This window comes from Vibrio aquimaris (assembly GCF_009363415.1).
GTDB lineage: Bacteria > Pseudomonadota > Gammaproteobacteria > Enterobacterales > Vibrionaceae > Vibrio > Vibrio aquimaris.
Genome location: NZ_CP045350.1, coordinates 1,714,588 through 1,734,847 on the forward strand (window position 1 = coordinate 1,714,588; position 20,260 = coordinate 1,734,847).

Annotated in this window: 17 protein-coding genes; 7 read left to right on the forward strand and 10 right to left on the reverse strand. The window is 41.9% G+C overall.

Going from position 1 to position 20,260, the window contains the following annotated elements; all coding sequences use genetic code 11:
- Nucleotides 1-119: 119 nt before the first annotated feature.
- Together FIV01_RS07990 and gyrA are read right to left on the reverse strand one after the other, a co-directional pair.
- Nucleotides 120-2,003 (reverse strand): methyl-accepting chemotaxis protein, encoded by a 1,884-nt coding sequence (locus FIV01_RS07990; protein WP_152430528.1) that lies wholly within the window; start codon nt 2,001-2,003, stop codon nt 120-122.
- A gap of 291 nt (nt 2,004-2,294) precedes the next feature.
- Nucleotides 2,295-4,907, reverse strand: a complete 2,613-nt coding sequence (gene gyrA, locus FIV01_RS07995) for a DNA gyrase subunit A (protein WP_152430529.1) — start codon at nt 4,905-4,907, stop codon at nt 2,295-2,297.
- Between the two features lie 284 nt (nt 4,908-5,191).
- On the opposite strand from gyrA, the gene ubiG reads away from it, so the two are divergent.
- From ubiG to yfaE, 4 genes are all read left to right on the forward strand, one after another.
- Nucleotides 5,192-5,899 carry a bifunctional 2-polyprenyl-6-hydroxyphenol methylase/3-demethylubiquinol 3-O-methyltransferase UbiG gene (gene ubiG / locus FIV01_RS08000; RefSeq protein ID WP_152430530.1) on the forward strand — a complete coding sequence of 236 codons (708 nt, stop codon included), beginning with the start codon at nt 5,192-5,194 and terminating at the stop codon, nt 5,897-5,899.
- 469 nt (nt 5,900-6,368) lie between these two features.
- Nucleotides 6,369-8,648, forward strand: a complete 2,280-nt coding sequence (gene nrdA, locus FIV01_RS08010) for a class 1a ribonucleoside-diphosphate reductase subunit alpha (protein WP_152430532.1) — start codon at nt 6,369-6,371, stop codon at nt 8,646-8,648.
- Nucleotides 8,649-8,729: 81 nt separating this feature from the next.
- Entirely contained in the window at nt 8,730-9,863 is a 1,134-nt protein-coding gene (nrdB, locus tag FIV01_RS08015; protein ID WP_152430533.1) for a class Ia ribonucleoside-diphosphate reductase subunit beta, read from the forward strand.
- Complete coding sequence (yfaE, locus tag FIV01_RS08020) at nt 9,863-10,141, forward strand: class I ribonucleotide reductase maintenance protein YfaE (protein WP_114784757.1); 279 nt, start codon at nt 9,863-9,865, stop codon at nt 10,139-10,141. Before nrdB ends, yfaE begins: the two co-directional genes overlap by 1 nt.
- A 52-nt stretch (nt 10,142-10,193) precedes the next feature.
- Here the strand turns inward: yfaE and FIV01_RS08025 are convergent, their stop codons facing one another.
- Both FIV01_RS08025 and FIV01_RS08030 read right to left on the reverse strand, forming a co-directional pair.
- Nucleotides 10,194-10,445 (reverse strand): 30S ribosomal protein S6 modification protein, encoded by a 252-nt coding sequence (locus FIV01_RS08025; RefSeq protein WP_152430534.1) that lies wholly within the window; start codon nt 10,443-10,445, stop codon nt 10,194-10,196.
- Between the two features lie 238 nt (nt 10,446-10,683).
- Nucleotides 10,684-11,925: a CinA family nicotinamide mononucleotide deamidase-related protein gene (locus FIV01_RS08030; protein ID WP_152430535.1), complete on the reverse strand. Its 1,242-nt coding sequence runs from the start codon at nt 11,923-11,925 to the stop codon at nt 10,684-10,686.
- Nucleotides 11,926-12,189: 264 nt separating this feature from the next.
- Here FIV01_RS08030 and FIV01_RS08035 point away from each other — a divergent pair, with 264 nt between their 5' ends.
- Nucleotides 12,190-13,086: a DUF3943 domain-containing protein gene (locus FIV01_RS08035; protein WP_152430536.1), complete on the forward strand. Its 897-nt coding sequence runs from the start codon at nt 12,190-12,192 to the stop codon at nt 13,084-13,086.
- A gap of 56 nt (nt 13,087-13,142) precedes the next feature.
- Here the strand turns inward: FIV01_RS08035 and FIV01_RS08040 are convergent, their stop codons facing one another.
- Genes FIV01_RS08040 through FIV01_RS08050 form a run of 3 tightly spaced genes read right to left on the reverse strand, consistent with a single transcriptional unit; the run spans nt 13,143 to nt 14,841 of the window.
- Entirely contained in the window at nt 13,143-13,841 is a 699-nt protein-coding gene (locus FIV01_RS08040; RefSeq protein ID WP_152430537.1) for an MOSC domain-containing protein, read from the reverse strand.
- Between the two features lie 27 nt (nt 13,842-13,868).
- Nucleotides 13,869-14,111, reverse strand: coding sequence for a hypothetical protein (locus tag FIV01_RS08045; RefSeq protein WP_152430538.1), 243 nt, complete (start codon nt 14,109-14,111; stop codon nt 13,869-13,871).
- Between the two features lies 1 nt (nt 14,112).
- Nucleotides 14,113-14,841, reverse strand: a complete 729-nt coding sequence (locus FIV01_RS08050; RefSeq protein WP_152430539.1) for a glutamine amidotransferase-related protein — start codon at nt 14,839-14,841, stop codon at nt 14,113-14,115.
- A gap of 79 nt (nt 14,842-14,920) precedes the next feature.
- Here FIV01_RS08050 and FIV01_RS08055 point away from each other — a divergent pair, with 79 nt between their 5' ends.
- On the forward strand, nt 14,921-15,754 hold the full coding sequence (locus FIV01_RS08055; protein WP_152430540.1) for an AraC family transcriptional regulator: 834 nt from the start codon (nt 14,921-14,923) through the stop codon (nt 15,752-15,754).
- 37 nt (nt 15,755-15,791) lie between these two features.
- Here FIV01_RS08055 and FIV01_RS08060 read toward each other — a convergent pair whose 3' ends face one another.
- On the reverse strand, nt 15,792-16,979 hold the full coding sequence (locus FIV01_RS08060) for an SGNH/GDSL hydrolase family protein (RefSeq protein ID WP_152430541.1): 1,188 nt from the start codon (nt 16,977-16,979) through the stop codon (nt 15,792-15,794).
- Nucleotides 16,980-17,242: 263 nt separating this feature from the next.
- On the opposite strand from FIV01_RS08060, the gene FIV01_RS08065 reads away from it, so the two are divergent.
- Nucleotides 17,243-17,755 carry a glycine cleavage system transcriptional repressor gene (locus FIV01_RS08065; protein ID WP_152430542.1) on the forward strand — a complete coding sequence of 171 codons (513 nt, stop codon included), beginning with the start codon at nt 17,243-17,245 and terminating at the stop codon, nt 17,753-17,755.
- Nucleotides 17,756-17,797: 42 nt separating this feature from the next.
- Here the strand turns inward: FIV01_RS08065 and nspC are convergent, their stop codons facing one another.
- Both nspC and FIV01_RS08075 read right to left on the reverse strand, forming a co-directional pair.
- Nucleotides 17,798-18,931 (reverse strand): carboxynorspermidine decarboxylase, encoded by a 1,134-nt coding sequence (nspC, locus tag FIV01_RS08070; protein WP_152430543.1) that lies wholly within the window; start codon nt 18,929-18,931, stop codon nt 17,798-17,800.
- Nucleotides 18,932-19,005: 74 nt separating this feature from the next.
- Nucleotides 19,006-20,250 carry a carboxynorspermidine synthase gene (locus FIV01_RS08075; RefSeq protein WP_152430544.1) on the reverse strand — a complete coding sequence of 415 codons (1,245 nt, stop codon included), beginning with the start codon at nt 20,248-20,250 and terminating at the stop codon, nt 19,006-19,008.
- Between the last annotated feature and the right edge of the window lie 10 nt (nt 20,251-20,260).

The following is a 20,260-nucleotide window of genomic DNA, read 5'->3' on the forward strand; positions in this document are numbered from 1 at the left end:
TTTTCGAAACTTTACGCTAACGATGTTTTATTCTGCTAATGAATTCTCTTTCATAATATGTTTCCATTTTGGAAATTGTCGAAAAAAGCCCAGCAAATACACGCTGGGCTGTTTAGTAGTTAGAGTTTGAAACAGCCTATCTCTTGCTCTAATTGGTAGGATAAATCAGAAAGCTGAGCAGCCTGCGCCGCTGCATCATGCGCCTCTCCTGCCAATTCATCAGACACATCGCGAATACCAACCGTATTACGCGTGATTTCTGATGTGACAGACGCTTGCTCTTCTGCGGCGGAGGCAATTTGTGTCGCCATGTCACTGATTTGCTCAACCGCGGTCTGAATTTGATTAAGACTAATCGCAGCAGAGTCTGCATCCGTTACGCTCGTTTCAGCCAACTGACGGCTATCACCCATGATGTTGACCGCTTTACCCGTCGTGCCTTGAAGCGTTTCTATCATCTGCTGAATTTCTTTGGTTGAGGCGTGGGTGCGCTGGCTAAGAACACGAACCTCATCAGCGACCACTGCAAAGCCTCGTCCTTGCTCTCCAGCACGTGCAGCCTCAATAGCCGCATTAAGTGCAAGCAGGTTTGTTTGCTCTGCAATATCTTGAATGGTAGAAAGAATAGTACTGATACTATTGCCGTGTACTTCAAGATCTTGAATAACGTCAGTGGCCACTTCCACTTCTTGCGCCAAGTTCTGAATTGAGCTTTGAGTCTGTATCACTTGCTCTCCACCATGAACACAGGCCGTTACTGCTTCTGAAGAGTTCTGAGCAGTATTATCTGCATTACCCGCAATTTCTTGGGTGGCCGCAGCCATTTCATTAATGGCCGTCGCCACCATATTGATTTCGTCTTGCTGCAAACGAATGCGAGCACTGCGCTCTTCTGCTTGTGCCGCTGTCTGTTTCGATTGCTCAGACAAAGATGCCGACACCTTGCTTAGCTTGGAGACCATTGCGTGCATGTTGCCAACAAAAGTATTGAAATTCTCCGCCAACTGACCCACTTCATCATCGCTACGCGGCTCAAGGCGCTGTGTTAAATCACCCTCACCCGATGCAATTTCTTCAAGAGCCACAGACACTCGTCCGAGATCTCGAAACAAGAAGCTGACCAGCCAAGAAACAACCCCAATCACTAGCAAAGTAACAATGAGAGCAGTGAGGATTAGGTCTTGTAATAGGTCCGAGTGCGCCGCCTCTTCTGTTTGGCGATCCATTTCAAGCGCTAAAATCCACTCGGTCCCGGGTACTTTTTTGAAAAAGTAAAACTTCTCTTCTCCATTACGCTCAGTAATTTTCATTGAGCCGTCATTGGCGGAGCGTTCAACCGCTGCCATAGAAAGTTCTTCAGAAAGACTTGAAACAGGTTTAAGTAACAACTCTTTATTTGGATGCGCGAGAAACGTTCCGTCTTGAGTATCAATCAGCATTGCGTAAGCATTGTCACCTGCATCAAGATTAATCACATCATTAATTAACTGATCAATAAGTACATCAGCACCTACCACTCCGACAAAGGTACCATTTTGGCGAACTGGCTCTGCAATAGTGACCAGTAAAGCATTGGTAATCGCATCTTTATACGCAGTGGTAATTATTTGCTGGCCTGCATTATTGGCATCTTGATACCAAGGACGGACACGAGGGTCGTAATCTGCACGATTGCGCTCTGGATGCGAGCGGAGCATTTCTCCTTCTGGCGTACCAAGGAAAATATCGTCAAACCCTCCTGCTATACGCGCTTGCTGCAGAAAAGGTACGACATCGGTTTGTTGTGTATAACTATTAAATGACTTAGCAATATCTTTACGTATCGTTATCCAGTCAGAAATACCTTCTGAGGCGGTTTTGGTCAGGCTATCTGCCCGAGCAATTACGCCATTACGAGTTTGTTTAAAAAGCTGATCAGCCGAAAGCCAAGTAAGTGCACCTGCCATTAACAATACTGCTAATAAACTAGCACCAATGAGTTTTTGTTTTAGAGACAATTTCATAATTTTTATATGAGTTGAAGAACAGACAGAAGTTGCTAATTTTATAGACAAACTTTTCCCGTTGCACGTAATATTATTAAAATATCACTTACATGTAACCTTTTGTAATATTGATAAACTTTTGACGTCATTATTATGTCTAAAATACCTAGTCATCAATATATTGGCGACAGGTTTGAGGGATAGATTAAAAATATTAATCGATATTGTTCGTTTAAAACTGTATATAAGTTACCTAAAAAAAAACCGAGCATAATGCTCGGCTTATTCAATATTAAAAATGATTTACTGCTATTCTTCGCTATTATCAGAGCTGGTCTCTGCGATCTCAGCGCTTACATTCGCTTCGTCATCCTCACCTTGTGGTAATTCCGACTCTTCGATCTCATCGATGCGCTGCAAACCAACAACATTTTCATCATCAGCGGTTCGAATCAAAGTAACGCCTTGAGTATTTCGTCCAACTTGGCTTACTTCTGCAACACGTGTTCGAACCAATGTTCCAGCGTCGGTGATCATCATCATCTCATCACCTTCTTCGACTTGAACAGCACCAACAACGCTACCATTTCGCTCAGACACTTTGATAGAAACAACACCTTGAGTTGCTCGACCCTTAGTAGGGTACTCGGTCAATTCAGTTCGCTTACCAAAGCCATTTTGCGTGACCGTTAGGATGTCACCTTGGTTAGAAGGTACAATCAGAGACACAACTTGATCATCATCAGCTAGCTTAATGCCACGGACGCCCGCAGCCGTTCGTCCCATTGCTCTAACTTTATCCTCAATAAAGCGAACTACTTTACCTGATTTAGAAAACAGCATGATATCGCTGTTGCCATCTGTGATATCGACACCGATTAACGAGTCGTCATCACGTAAGTTAACCGCAATAAGACCGTTTGAGCGAACGTTAGCAAACTGATCAAGTGATGTCTTCTTAACCGTACCATCACCTGTCGCCATAAAGATGAACTTATCAGCTGAAAATTCGTCGACTGGCAGAATAGCGGTAATACGCTCATTTTCTTCCAGCGGTAATACATTAACAATTGGCTTACCACGTGCAGTGCGCGTTGCCTGAGGCAATTGATACACTTTCAGGCGGTATGTTTTACCTCGTGTAGAGAAGCACAAGATGTTGTCATGGGTATTAGCAACAAGAAGACGTTCAATATAGTCTTCGTCTTTCATCTTAGTTGCACTCTTACCTTTACCACCACGGCGCTGAGCTTCATAGTCGTTGAGTAACTGGTACTTCACATAACCTTCATGAGACAGTGTAACCACCACGTCTTCACGAGCAATAAGCTCTTCCATATCGATATCATGGATAGCGGCCGTAATTTCAGTACGGCGTGCATCACCAAAGCCGTCACGAACGGCTTCTAATTCTTCACGAATCACTTCCATCAAGCGCTCAGTGCTTGCCAGAATATGCATCAGCTCAGCAATTTCTTCTAGAAGCTGCTTATATTCATCAAGAATTTTTTCATGCTCTAGACCTGTCAACTTCTGCAAGCGAAGATCTAGAATGGCCTGTGCTTGCTGCTCAGTCAAAAAGTACTGATTATCACGAATACCAAACTGAGGCTCCAGCCAATCAGGGCGTGCTGCATCGGTACCGGCACGCTCAAGCATTGCCGAAACATTACCTAAGTCCCAGCCGCGAGCCGTTAATCCAGCTTTCGCTTCTGCTGGTGTTGGTGCACGGCGAATAAGCTCAATAATTTCGTCGATATTAGCAAGAGCAAGTGCAAGACCTTCAAGGATATGAGCACGATCACGAGCTTTACGTAATTCAAAGATAGTGCGTCGAGTCACCACTTCACGGCGGTGGTCAACAAAGCACTTCAGCATTTCTTTAAGATTAAACAGTTGAGGCTGACCATTGTTCAGCGCAACCATGTTAATACCAAAAGTCGTCTGAAGCTGAGTGTTAGTGTAAAGGTTGTTTAATACAACTTCACCGACTGCATCGCGCTTACATTCAACAACAATACGCATACCGTCTTTATCAGATTCATCGCGAAGTGCGCTAATGCCCTCCACTTTTTTATCTTTTACAAGCTCTGCTATCTTTTCAACCAGTCGCGCTTTGTTAACTTGATAAGGTATTTCAGTAACAATTATGGTTTCTTTGCCGTTTTTATCGGTTTCAATATCGGCCTTAGATCGCATATAAATTTTGCCGCGACCTGTTTTGTACGCGTCAACAATACCTTTACGACCGCTAATAAGCGCTGCCGTTGGAAAATCAGGGCCTGGAATATATTCCATTAGCTCATCAATAGTAATGGCTTCGTTTTCAATGTACGCAAGACAGCCGTCAATCACTTCACTAAGGTTATGTGGAGGGATGTTAGTTGCCATACCGACTGCAATACCTGAAGCACCATTGACCAAAAGATTAGGCACTTTGGTTGGTAGGACCGCAGGGATCTGCTCGGTACCGTCATAGTTGGGTACGTAATCTACCGTTTCCTTGTCAAGATCAGCCAAAAGTTCATGGGCAATTTTCGCCATTCGAACTTCGGTATAACGCATTGCTGCTGCCGAATCACCATCAATGGAACCAAAGTTACCTTGACCATCAACAAGCATATAACGCAATGAGAACGGTTGAGCCATACGTACAATCGTGTCGTATACTGCGCTATCACCATGTGGGTGATACTTACCGATCACATCGCCCACAACACGGGCAGATTTCTTATATGGTTTATTCCAATCATTGCCCAGCACATTCATCGCGAACAATACGCGGCGATGCACGGGCTTTAGGCCATCACGCACATCAGGAAGAGCACGACCCACGATAACGGACATCGCGTAGTCAAGGTATGAACCTCTTAGCTCATCTTCAATGTTAACGGGCGTGATCTCTTTAGCTAGATCGCTCATAGAGCCAATATCCCTCTATTTATAGATCGTATGTACAATACGTTTAAGTCGCAAAAATATAACACACAAATGCCCACTTCGGCATTACTTTCCCTCTCCTTTTATCAGGTTGTGAGCTTGGTTGTGGATCAAATGCTGAGAAATTAAACACTGTTGTTTTATCTTTATAAATAAAGGCTGTTTTTTAGCCATCACATAAAAAATGCAGCCTAGTATGGAGTGTGATGAGTTACAGCGTATAATGTCACCCTATCCACGGATACTTATCGAGAAAAATACCGTTTATGACGCTTTCAAAAAATGTTGACCCGAACGAAATCAAAAAATTTGAAGAGATGGCTTCACGTTGGTGGGACAAAGAAGGGGAATTCAAACCTCTCCACCAAATCAATCCATTGAGACTCAATTACGTTTTGGATCGTGCCAATGGTTTATTTGGCAAAAAAGTACTCGATGTCGGCTGCGGTGGCGGAATCCTTGCAGAGAGCATGGCAAAAGAAGGGGCAATAGTAACTGGACTTGATATGGGCAAAGAGCCGCTTGAAGTCGCTCGACTTCACGCCCTTGAGACAGGCACTGAGCTCACCTATATCCAAAGTACAATAGAAGATCACGCTGTGGATAACCAGGGTCAATATGATGTGGTCACTTGTATGGAAATGCTAGAGCATGTTCCTGACCCACAATCGGTTATCTTCGCTTGTTCAAAACTTGTCAAACCCGGTGGACATGTTTTTTTCTCGACACTTAACCGTAACATCAAATCCTATTTATTCGCTATTGTGGGCGCTGAAAAGCTGCTTCGTATCGTTCCAGAAGGCACTCATGATCATGATAAGTTCATTCGACCTGCTGAGCTTCTTAAAATGATTGACCACACCGAACTCACAGAAATGTCAATCACTGGTCTTGGTTACAACCCAATCACTGACACCTATAAGTTAGGAAAAAATGTGGACGTTAACTACATCATTCACACCAGTAAGTTTTAGCCATCAATTGATACAAACACTTGCTCAATTCGTATAAATCGGTAGCTAGCATAGGCTACCGTTTTTGTTTTAATTTCAAGCTTTATTTTGATGTTTTGGTTCCAAAATGAGCACTAGAAATTCATGCTCAGAATTATTGAAAGATCAAGGGATTTTTTTTTAAATATGGTTACTAATAAACCGATCTAAAAATGGCAGTTTTATACAATCAAGTACCTCCTAACTCCATCGGTTAGTACCCACTTACTGAAATTTTTAATTTTATTAGTTATCCACAAGTCATCCAAGTTGTTCAACTTGAAAAGCTTCGCGCATAGCACTATCTTGTAAGTCGTAAAGCAATTAACCCCTATATGTTGTGTTTGGACTACAATATGTAGATAGACTTTGATCACAAAGCTGGAACGGTTTTGAAGCAATTTGCATAAAAACACGGCTTTTATCAGTTTTGTTAGGGAAATTAAGCAGAATGAACCAACAACTCACCGTTACTAAACGTGATGGACGCAAAGAAAGTATTGATCTAGATAAGATCCACCGAGTCATTACTTGGGCTTCAGAAGGCCTAGATAACGTTTCAGTATCTCAAGTAGAACTTCGCGCCCACATTCAGTTCTATGATGGTATTACCACATCAGATATTCATGAGACTATCATCAAATCAGCAGCTGACTTGATTTCAGAGGAAACGCCAGATTATCAATATCTAGCAGCTCGACTCGCGGTATTCCACTTGCGTAAAAAAGCTTACGGTCAATACGAGCCTCCCAAGCTCTATGACCACGTTGCTCGTCTAGTGGATTTAGGCAAATACGATCAGAACATTTTGCAAGATTATACCAAAGCAGAATTGGACGAACTTGATAGTTATATAGACCACAAGCGCGACCTAGACTTTTCTTATGCTGCGGTTAAGCAGCTCGAAGGTAAATACTTTGTACAAAACCGTGTTTCGGGTGAGATATACGAAAGTGCTCAGTTTTTATATATTCTTGCAGCGGCGTGTTTGTTTGCAAACTACCCACAAGAAACAAGGCTTAGCTATATCAAGCGCTTTTATGACGCAACGTCAACATTCAAAATATCTTTACCAACACCGATTATGGCAGGCGTACGCACACCAACACGCCAGTTCAGTTCATGTGTACTCATCGAGTGTGGTGACAGCTTAGATTCCATTAACGCTACCGCTAGCTCTATCGTGCGCTATGTTTCGCAAAGAGCAGGGATTGGTATTAACGCTGGACGCATTCGTGCACTGGGTTCAGAGATCCGCCGTGGTGAGGCTTTCCATACTGGTTGTATTCCTTTTTACAAGTATTTCCAAACCGCAGTTAAATGCTGTTCTCAGGGTGGTGTGCGTGGCGGTGCTGCAACTGTTTTCTACCCGCTATGGCACGGTGAGTCGCAAGCTCTGATGGTTCTCAAAAACAACCGAGGTGTAGAAGAGAACCGTGTTCGCCACATGGACTATGGTGTTCAATTAAACAGGCTGATGTATCAACGTCTGGTTGAAGGTGGAAACATTACTTTATTCTCACCTTCAGATGTTCCTGGTCTTTACGACGCATTTTTTGAGAATCAAGATGAGTTCGAACGCCTTTACGTTCAGTACGAAAATGACCCTTCAGTTAAAAAAGAGTCAGTCAAAGCCGTTGAGCTGTTCTCTATCTTAATGCAAGAAAGAGCGTCTACTGGTCGTATCTACATTCAGAACGTAGACCACTGCAATACACACAGCCCATTCGATTCAGAAGTTGCTCCAGTACGTCAGTCAAACTTGTGCTTAGAGATTGCGCTACCAACTAAACCTCTCACTAATGTTGAAGATGAATCTGGTGAAATTGCTCTCTGTACGCTTTCTGCATTTAACCTTGGTGCTATTGAATCTCTTGATGACTTTGAAGAACTGTCAGACTTGGTAGTAAGAGCGCTCGATGCTCTGCTCGATTATCAAAACTACCCGCTTCCTGCAGCGAAAAGGTCAACGATGAATCGACGCACTCTAGGTGTAGGTGTCATCAATTACGCTTATTATCTTGCGAAAAATGGGGTGAAATATTCTGATGGCAGCGCCAATGGATTAACCCACCGCACTTTTGAAGCAATGCAGTATTACTTGCTAAAAGCATCGGTTGCCTTGGCTAAAGAGCAAGGAAGATGCCCGGCCTTTAACGAAACTAACTATGCAAAAGGCTTGTTGCCAATCGATACCTACAAAAGTGATGTCGATTTAATCTGTGATGAGCCTCTGCATTATGATTGGGACACGCTGCGCACCGAAATCATGACACATGGCCTTCGTAACTCGACACTGACAGCCTTAATGCCTTCTGAAACATCGTCTCAGATTTCGAACGCGACAAATGGTATCGAACCTCCTCGCGGTTACGTATCAATCAAGGCATCAAAAGACGGCATCCTGAAGCAGGTGGTCCCCGAATACAGTGAGTACAAAGAGAACTACGAACTACTGTGGGATATAGGCTCCAATGATGGATACTTGCATTTAGTCGGTATCATGCAGAAGTTTGTTGACCAAGCGATATCAGCGAATACCAACTACGACCCTACCCGCTTCGATAAGGGTAAGGTCCCGATGAAGAAGCTATTACAGGATCTACTCACAGCCTATAAATATGGTGTAAAAACGCTTTATTATCACAACACTCGCGACGGTGCGAGTGATGACCAAAAAGACGCAGTGCAAGAAGATGATGATTGCGATGGTGGCGGTTGTAAGATCTAACCCCTAATCACCAATGTGATTAGAAACAAATTAACAGATTGTTTGCCCCTCAGTAGAGGGGCTTAAAAGGAAAGAGGCAGCATGGCTTACAGTACTTTTAACCGAAATAAAAATGACCAATTAAAAGAACCTATGTTCCTTGGTCAATCCGTAAACGTTGCTCGCTATGATCAACAAAAATTCGAAATATTTGAAAAGCTTATCGAGAAGCAACTTTCATTTTTCTGGCGACCAGAAGAAGTTGATGTTTCAAGCGATCGCATCGACTACAACAAGCTTCCTGAGCATGAAAAACATATTTTCATTTCTAACTTGAAGTATCAAACTCTACTTGATTCAATTCAGGGACGCAGTCCAAACGTCGCTTTACTTCCGTTAGTATCACTACCGGAAGTTGAAACTTGGATTGAAACTTGGTCGTTTTCTGAGACGATTCACTCACGTTCTTACACTCACATCATACGTAACATCATCAATGATCCTGCTATTGTGTTTGATGATATCGTAGAAAATGAGCACATTTTAAAGCGTGCAGAAGATATTTCTCAGTACTACGATGACTTAATTCAGTTAACCAATGACTACCATCGTTACGGTGAAGGCACACATACCGTTAACGGTGAGCAAATTACTATTAAATTGCACGACCTCAAGAAAAAGCTCTACGTCTGCTTGATGTCTGTGAACGCTTTAGAGGCTATTCGATTTTATGTAAGTTTTGCCTGCTCCTTCGCTTTTGCAGAACGTGAATTGATGGAAGGTAATGCGAAAATCATCAAGCTAATCGCACGTGATGAGGCTCTCCACCTAACTGGTACACAGCACATGATCAATCTGCTACGTAACGGTCAGGATGATTTTTCATTCATGCAAATTGCAGAAGAGTGCAAGCAAGAATGTTTCGACTTGTTTAAAGCCGCCGCCGAACAAGAAAAAGAATGGGCCGAATACCTGTTTAAAGATGGTTCCATGATAGGTCTCAACAAAGATATTCTTTGCCAGTACGTTGAATACATTACAAATATTCGTATGCAGGCCGTCGGACTCGATGCAGCATATCCAGAGGCAACGTCTAACCCGATTCCATGGATTAATGCTTGGTTATCATCAGATAATGTTCAAGTCGCTCCGCAAGAAGCTGAAATATCATCTTATCTTGTGGGACAAATAGATAGTGATGTTCAAGCAGATGACTTTAAGGACTTTGAGCTCTAATGCCCAACATAAAGATCAACGGAACTACATCAATTCAGTCTAATCCCTCTAACACAGTTTTAGAGACAATGGAGAACGCTGGAATAATACCTGAATACAACTGCCGAGATGGGCACTGCGGTGCCTGTCGCTGCAAGCTAGCCAAAGGTGAAGTAGAATACGTTGGTTTTGCAATGGCCTACACTGAAAGTGATGAAATTTTACCCTGTATATGCAAGGCAAAATCTGACATAGAAATTGAAAATGTCACTTATAGCCTTAATGACAAGAGTGCATAATTATTCATTTAAAAAACCCGACTTAATCAGTCGGGTTTTTTATACATATGGTTTACACACGGACTTTAATTAGGGCTAAAAATTCATCAGCAGTCTGTGTAGATACAGCTTTGCTTGCAATTTCTCTTCCTCCATCGTCAAACAGAGACAAGCGATAGCCTAATGAATTTGTATGATTTTCTTCTTCCGGCAAACGAAGCCAAATCGAGCTAACATCATGACCAAACTCACTAAGTGATTCTCCTAGCACGACTTTTTGGCCTGCAACTTGATACCAAACTACAATTCTCGAATGTTGGCACATGCGAACCTCCCTAGGTAAAACCTCTGATGAACTTTCATTTTAAGCACAAATGAAACAAATGCACGTACCAATTATGGAGCTCATCAGCCATCTATTAAAAATCATAACTTTAAGCGTTAGATGATTTTCTTCTAAAAACCATTAGCCAAGTCATAGCTGTAATAAGGAGCATATTCATTCACTTAATGATATGAGGTTGGATAGCATTGACAATGCTAACAAAGTATCATTCAAGCCTTTAATTGTTAATGGATTCCCTCGGAATATAGATTTCTTTAACGCGAGTAAGAGCGCTATAGTTAGGAAACATACTTTTACTCAAAAAGTAACGTCTGAGCATATCGGCTGCCACAGTGGTAATGACAGCCACCTTGTCATCACGAGATAATGAGCGCTTAAAACTTAGAGTCTGTCCCCATTCACCATTAGGAGTAGCGACAGCGACTGAAAACGTTTGATCTTTGAGCTTTCCGGTAGCAAGCGCAATATCAGTGGCACACTTTTCTCTTGTAGCTCCAGCAAGGGCAAGTATGGCAGCTAGAGCATCATTATTGCTTTCTCCCACCTCAACTCTCTCTCCCAACACCCATCCGTGCTCACAATAGTGTTTAGTTTGGTCATTAGAATTTAGCCACCGAATAAGCTGGCCATATGTTGATTGCTCTGCTGTAGAAATTGACTGACCTTTCTCTGCTATCAGATAGGCAACGCAATCTTCAAATGGCTCATCAACACTCACCACATTTTCTTCAATCAGATTATGGATAATTTTCAGAAGTTTGACTCTATTGTCGATATCATTTTTTGGTCCAAATAGCTTCACTTCTATATAGGGTAAATAAGAACGATAACCTAATGTGTATTCATCTGGTAAATCGACCTTATTCATAAGATCAGACAGGTATGACTCGGACAGGCCAAAGGTATATAGCTTACTACAGTCAAAACCAACCACGTTATCATGACGTTCGTTTAATGCAGGCAACACGATTGACTCAACCATCAAGTGGAATTCACTCGGCACACCTGGCGTAAAATAGAAATCGCAGTCATTAAAAGTCAGTGAAAAACCGCATGCGGTGCCAATTGGGTTATCTAAAATTATTGACCCTTGGGGTAACATGGCTTGCTTTCTGTTACTCTCCGGCATAGGCATACCACGAGATGAAAAGTACTTTTCTAGTTTATCCATCCATTGTGAATACAGTTCTAATTCACAACCAGAAGCCTCTGCTGCTGCCTCGGCACTGACATCATCGGTTGTTGGTCCTAGCCCCCCATTTACTATTACCACGTCGTAGTTGAAACTTAACATCATTAACTCTTCAACTAACGCTGATTTGCTGTCTCCAACTGTTGAACGTTTAGACAAAGAGAAACCACGCTGGAAAAACTTTTCAGACAGCCAAGCAGCGTTTGTATCGACAATATCCCCATGAAGCACTTCTTCACCAGTGCTTAACATCGCTATTTTCAACATATTCACTTTCCTTTTAGGAAATCTTTAATCACCATAATAACTCTTCCGCTTTAAGATAGAAGCTAGTCAGAGAAGTATGAGTATCGAACCGATAAGCATCTTAGCTCATTTACGAAGAGTATAATAACGGACCGCCTTCATAGTTTGAGCGAAGCTAAGAGTATTAGTTTCTTAATTAGCACAAGTTGCGGTTTTCATTCTAGTTACTTTGGTGGATAATCGTGAACTAGTGACAGTTCAAGCACAAGATTATGGAGTTTATCCGTGTACAAAAAACACATCACGACTTTGATGTTATCGTTTTCTGCTTGCGCAAACGCCGACATCTATGAAACTCCTACGCATATTGAGTTTTCATATCAAGCAGAAGACAGCCAAAGCTACTACCTTTTCGACACCCCGTATTCATACAACTCACAAACTCCATACAATTTAGGTCTAACTGAAAGTGAATTTAAACTTGAAGAGCCTGAGTTACCAAAATACCTAACGGTACAAAGCGAAAAAGATTGGGACTATCTTAAGGGACAAACATACACTATCTTGGGTCTCAGTGTTGCGACAGTCGGGTTAATGACTTTGCTCCCTGAATCTATTACTAAGTGGGATGAAGAAGACCGAGATTTAAGCGGTTTGGGTTCAAAATGGAAAGACAACGTCACTTCAGGCCCTGTTTGGGACAGAGATGATCACTTTCTCAACTATGTTATGCATCCATACTTTGGTGGAGTTTACTATACCGCTGCTCGTCATGCTGGCTTCAATGAATTTGAATCTTTCTTATACTCCGCAACATTATCGACTTTTTTCTGGGAATATGGGGTTGAGGCATTTGCCGAAGTGCCATCTTGGCAAGACCTGTTCATCACACCATTCTTCGGCGCCGTTGTCGGTGAAATGATGTTTGAGGCAGAACAAGATATCGTGGTTAATGGTGGTGAGGTATGGGGTTCTGAGACCATGGGAAATGTCAGTTTGTTCTTTCTCAATCCGGTTGGCCACATCCATGGCTGGGTCAGCGATGCTTGGGGCGGCTCAGCCGAATTCCAATTCAACACTAAACCTTGGTTTGGTAATCAAGATGTTGCTAAATTTGCTCTAGACTCAGGCGCTAGCTATGACGATATTTTTTATGGCGTCGAGATGAAGATTACTTTCTAGACATAACCTCTATTTGTAAGCCTGAATGCGACTCAAGCAGGCTTACATCACCAACTTTATTTATCTTTACGACAAGGACCCTCTATTCTAGGTAACCAATCCTCAACCACACCGTCTCTTATTCTTCGGTCAACTAATTTTTTCCATGACTCGACCAAAGGTAATTGTGCCAATTTTTGTAACTCTAACGTTTCAAGGCAGCCTTCAAAGATGAGACTCATAATCCTAGCAAGCGTCCACTCAGGATAAGATCTATCGCACAATAAGATCTCGTCACCTTGCCCAATATCCCCCTCTTGTAGCACCCTGAAGTACCACCCTGTTCGTAATGAGTCTTGTAAACGCTTTGCCATATCATTTTGCTCAAAACGTACGTTCAGCTTCCAACAAGGCATTCTGCCCTGAGAAACCTCTAAATACGTTGAGCCTATACGTATTTTATCGCCTATACAGATATCCTTTTCGGTGACACCACTAGAGCTTATGTTTTCACCAAACGCGCCGATATGCTGAAAAATATCTCGATCACCAAGCTCTTTCACCCATTTGCTGTAGTGCTCAGCGGGGTATACGTGGAGAGCCTTTTCTACTCCACCGTGGAAACGTAACTCTCCTTGTTCATCACCCATAAGTCCCAAAAAAGAGACGGATTGACGTCCATCCACAACTTTCTTATCAATTGCGCTTTTTGCACCATGAGCAAACGACACGGCCCTACCTGTCAGCACAGCGTTTACTTTCCCTAAACTTTTCATAGTCTCCTCGACAGAAGTTGCCTTATTTCAGCCATATGGAACCGATCGGTAGACAGGCAATGCAGCAAGCAGTTCAACACTGTCTCCGGTACTTTTAAGATAACGAATTTCATGGTCTGAATAGAAAGTTTTTAACTGATACCCTTCTTCAGAGGGAAACTTCACTAGTAGTAACTCTAAGTATTCCTCTCTTTTATTTTTATCTATATGTTCAACGTCCACACTAAAAAGTAGTTTTTCTTGCTGATATATATCTACCCTATATCTCATATCAATGACAATCCTTCTGCAAATATTTCTGCACTAACCCGTCAAGAAAAGAGTGAAGCAGATGATTCATCCGCGCGGTCTCCATAGCTAAAATTTCATCTTCAGATTGAACAAACTCGTGTTCATGTCCAATTTCAAGTTGCTCTGTGCTATGTTCTATCAAAGCCGGAAGTTCAAAAGGCGTGAATTCAAGATGACACTGGAAGCCATAAACCAATCCAGAGTAACGAACAATTTGCCGAGGACAACCACGACTATAAGCAAGTATCTCAGCATTTTGGGTTAAACCCGGCATGTCATTGTGCCAATGACCGACTAATTCCTTGCCCTCAAATTTGCCAAGCAGAGGGTCGTTTCTTCCATAGCATGTAAGTGTAATAGGGAAAGCGCCAATTTCAGGTTCAGGACTTTTTGTAAAACTAGCACCTAAAGCCTCTCCGATAAGTTGGGCGCCTAAACAAACACCCACGACCGCTTTGTTACTCGATATTGCTTCGCCAATGAGCTTTTTCTCTTTATTGGCATCAAAGTGAGGGCTTTCCTTTTGAGATGTCGAAGGGCTTTGAGGGCCACCCAATACGATTAATACATCGAATTCTTTGGCATTGTCAGGCAGGGTGTCTCCTAAATATAGACGCGTATAGCTTAGTTTAAATCCGTTCTTAAATGCCCAATACTCGAAATAACCTGGTCCCTCAAATATCTCATGGATAATAAAATGAATCCGCATAGTCTCTCCTGTGATAGTTAATGACACTATGCTACCCTGACTCATTAATGACGAGATAGAGGCAATAAGACATCTTATAATGCCAAGCCGCCAAGATGAAAAACAGCAATATCAACTATCGGCCAACGAGGTTATCGCTATTCAACCAGACGCGCCAGTGCTGGTAAAAACAATACAAATGGCCAAAGGCTATGTAGACAAAATGCATAGCCACAATTGGCATCAAATCATTTTCCCAATAAAAGGACTATTACAAACTCAGTCAGGGAACTATCAGTATCTTCTTCCCCATACTTCAGCGTTGTTCGTTCCTGCTACTCTAAGTCATGAGTCAATTGCTTTATCTCATACCACTTTTATTGGCATCTATATTAATCCGGCTTTGAGTCGAAATCATACCGACAGATTAAGAACGCTTCACCTTACACCCTTTCTACAGCAATTATTGCAAGAAATTCGTAGGAGCTACTCATGTGGTCATTCTAAAGATCAAATGGTCCGGTTACTTGACGTGTTACACGATCAAATATACACCAACGAAATAGTCACATTTCAGCTCCTGTTACCTCAGGATAGGCGATTAAGGTTTATCTTTAATCAACTGTCGGAGAAGCCTTCATTAGACTGGTCACTAAAAGTTTGGGGAGATAAAGTCGGCGCCTCAGACAGAACGTTATCACGGCTGTTTTTTAAGGAATTCAATACTTCCTTCCCCCGATGGCGCCAACATTTAAGACTTATTTGTTCTTTGCCTTTATTAGATCAAGAACTACCCATCCAAGTTATTGCAGACAAAATAGGATATAAAAATGACTCTTCCTATATTAAGGCATTCAAGTCCTATTTTGACCTCACACCACAACAATTTCGACTCAATGAGAGCCAAGCCAATTATGATGTATACAGTGAATAGCTCGTTCACTTGGCAACTTTAAGCCGAAGATAGTGCGCTAACCATTACTACCAAACTCGTTGACGATAAAATCACACATGCGCGACGCAAGGATTTGGTGGACTTCTTGGCTAGGGTGAACCTGATCGTGAAATATGTGCTTATGTGCGGGATCAAACGGCTGGCTCCATCCTCCAAGCCCAAAGTAGCGACGTAGGTCAACATACCCTGCCTGCTCTTCGGTCACTGTGTCATAACCCACTTTATTGGCCGCTGTCACAAGTTTGCTTAACTCCCCACCAAAATCAAAAAACTTTATTGCCACTCCCTTATCTCTATATTTTTCATTCATCTGCTTTAACAATACTTGCATTGCAGCATTATGATCGTGAGATAATTTGGCCATTTTCTGTTGATAATCTTGCCCTTTTCTCTGCGCTAAAGCCGTGGTAGACAAGTCAGGAACACCAGTAACAAGAATATGTTTAACCCCTTTTGATTCCACCAACTTTGTGATTTGATTTCGGTAGCAATTCATCACCTTGTTAATATCCCGCTTAGAAAAAGTCATATAATCATTGGCGCTTAGTGCTAGCACCACCATGTCTCCGGGCTTAAATCCTTCCTTTTTTTCATGCTTTCGGATTTGTCTGCTCATATGAGAAATGAGAATAAAGGTGGGGTCCAATTTCGAGTAACGTGCAGTGACTGCTCCACCCTCTGCATAATTGAATAATTTGAAGTTATCACGCACATCTTTGTCTTTAATGTGCTTTTTTAAGTAAGCATCTGAGGATATAAAATCCGGCCATACAAACCCATTGGTAAAACGTCCTTCATGGTACTGCCTAGAAGACAGCATGAGACCCAAAGTTTTTGACTTCATACGTCCATGTGAATCCGACAGGCTATCACCAATAACTACCAAGCGCTTTATACCTTCCAACGATTTACTTTCAGTATGTTTTTTAATCGCTTCTGTTTCTTGATGATCACGTATTGCAAGACCATAGAGTCCACTCTTGGAGTCTAAAGCATCGACCGAAGTAGTGTTCAATCGCTCTGGTTGTATCGGTTTATGCTGAGTCTCAGGCAAAGCCTCGAATTTAAAGGGCGGTAAAGAAGCAGAACGGCTTTTACCATACTCAGATGGTTGAGATACAGAGATAATCTCAAGCTTTCTCTCAGCTAAATCCCTATTATAGACTGGTGAAATAAACACCCTACCTAATGCTGATACTTTCATATCATCACCTTCAATTGGAATTAAACGGAAAATTCACACTGCCAATTTCAATGCAAATATCACCAGAAAAGTTATGAAAATTCTTGCCAAAATTAGCTCTATCAGTTGTTAGTCAAGTTACTGTGATATGGCGCTTTACTGGACGACGTTATTGTCAAATGGCAGAAATTCCACTTTAAATGTTGACCCAAATCAACCTCCACTCTTGAAGGACTTCTACAATCAAACTAGATATGCGAGATAGATTTTGCTCAGGTGGTTATATGAATCGAATTTTTATCGTTAGTTTTACAGGAAATGCAACACCACAAACCATTAAGCAACTGGCCAGTATTACTCATGACCACGGCGGAAAGTGGTTGGTTAGCAAGGTGAATTTTTTAGAGGAACTCGTTGCTGGTGTTATTAAAGTTGAAATACCTCAAGAAAATGAAGACTTAGTTAAAGATGCTTTTTGCGATCATGAAGGCCTTCTCGTTAAATTTAGCAAAGCAAAAAAACACATTCAAAACGCAGAAAGTATCTACAAACTGAGATTAGATTCCGCGGATCGAGCAGGTATCATCAATGAAATAAGTCACGCACTGGATAGACAAAATATCTATATCCTCGATATGGACTGTCAGCGTGTTTTTGTTGCTGGTGGCGGCGGTGTAAGCTCAAGTTTATTCACAGCGAATATGACTGTGAAGGTGCCTGAAGATGTAATTATTGATGATGTAGTAAAGGACTTGGAGACTCTCAGTAACGGTATTCGTGTGATTGTCGAATCCTAGCCGATGGGTAGCTGAGCGCTACCCAGTGGCAACTATGCAGTTCTATTCAACACTCCATTGTGAGAGAGAACGTTTAAAGTCTGAATAGTTAAACTCATTAAGTTTGTGGAGTTCACCATTTGAACGTTCACAATACACAGACGGCATACGCAGGCCATTGAACCAATTAAGTTTCACCATTGTATAACCAGCACTATCCAAAATATGCAGTTGCTGCCCAATTTCAAGTGGCTGCTCAAAATTTGCCACACAAAACTGGTCTCCAGCTAAACATGAACATGATCCTATGACATATTCATAATGACCCTGTTTTGATGATTCACGAATTGATGCAGGCTCGTTATAGATAAGGGTATCTAGCCGATGTGCTTCTGTAGCAGAATCAACAATAGCGGTTCTCATACCATTCTCAACAATATCGACCACAGTCACGACCAAATCAGTCGTGTTAGTGATGATCGCTTCACCCGGCTCTAAGTAAACTTGTACACCATGTTTATGTGCGAACGCTTTAAGTGCTAGGCCCAACTTTTCAATATCATAACCCGGCCACGTGAAAAACACGCCTCCACCCAAACTGATCCAAGAAAGCTTATCGAGATATTGACCAAATGTTTCTGAAACTGAGTCTAACAACCGAATAAACGCATCCACATCCTTATTTTCACAATTCATGTGGAACATAACACCATCAATACTTTCAAATACTGCGGGATCTATATGATCGAACTGTACACCCAAACGAGAAAACTGTCTTGCAGGGTTGGCTAAATCTTGCCCTGCATAGCTAACGCCAGGATTCAGCCTAAGACCGATCGATGTCTTGTCTTCGACAATATGACGATGAGCGGACAACTGACTGTGTGAATTGAAAATTAATTTATCACAAATATCGGCGACTTCACGAACATCATCCTCACTATACCCCACACTGTAAGCATGCGTTTCTCCGCCAAATGTCTCATATCCAAGTTTGACTTCATATGGACCTGAACTGGTAGTACCATCTAAATAAGGTTTAATGATGTTAAAAACGCCCCAAGTTGAGAAACACTTAAGAGCCAATACCAATTTTGCACCTGATATCTCTTTTAGCTTCTTCGCTTGTTCCAAGTTCTCAATCAACTTAGCTTCATTGATCATAAAATAGGGTGTTTTTAATTCACTTTTTTGCATTTCTAAATACCGTAAAATCGAATAAAGCCGATAACTAAGTACCGGCTTTGGGGTAGATAATTGGAGGCTTGGAATTATTTCAAAATCTGAATATCTGGCTGTCCAACTTCTAATTCCTGAACATGCCAATCAAGGCCAATCTCAGGCATAGTTTCCAAGAATGGATCTGGGTCGAGTTGTTCCATATTGAACACACCCTTATCAGCCCATTTACCGCTGAAAAATTGCAATGCCGCTGTAATGGCTGGTACACCAGTAGTGTATGAGATTGCTTGATGCTCCACATCTTCATAGGCTACTTGATGGTCTGCGTTGTTATAAATAAAGACACTACGCTCTTTACCGTCTTTCTTGCCTTGAACCCAAGTTCCGATACAAGTTTTACCTACATACCCAGGGGCAAGAGATGTTGGATCAGGAAGCAGCGCCTTTAAAACATGAAGGGGTTGAACCGTGGTACCATCATGCAAAGTCAAGGGATCCGGACTTAATAAACCGATATCCCGCATACAGTTAAAGTAGTTAAGATATTTATCACCAAACCCCATCCAAAATTCTATTCGTTTTGCCGGAATAAACTCTTGCATTGATCTGACTTCATCATGAGCCATCGAATAAACTTTATGTTTACCGACTAATGGAAAATCAAACTCTAGCATTCTCGAGTGACATGGTACTTGCTTCCACTGTTCATTCTCCCAGTAAAAAGAGTCGCCTTGAATTTCAAGCATGTTCGTCTCTGGATCAAAGTTAGTGGCAAACTTTTTACCGTGATCACCTGCGTTCACATCCATAACGTCGATTGTATCGATCTCATCGAACAAATGTTTCACTGCATAAGCTGCAAATACAGACACAACACCCGGATCAAAACCAGCCCCCAAAATCCCAGTAATACCCGCTTGTGCAAACTTCTCGCGGTAACCCCATTGCCAGTCATAGGCTTGTGGTACTTGCTGCCCTTCCGAGCAAAGATCAACGGCAACCGACGTATCCAAATAAGATACTTTAGCTTGATAACACGCTTCCATGATCGTCATATTTACCCATGGGGGACCAGCATTAATCACCAAGTCAGGTTTGACTTCATTAATTAGAGCAACGAGAGCATCTACATCATCGGCATTAACAGCTTTTGCTTCTAGCTTTTTTGTCGGATCTTGTAGGTTGTTTTTCTTATCAATCGAAGCAATGATTTTTTCACATTTGCTTATTGTTCTCGAAGCAATAGTAATATCACCCAAGATCTTATTATTTTGCGCTGCTTTGTGTGCCACTACCCAGCCAACACCACCTGCGCCAATCTGAAGAATTGCCATAGTTTTATTA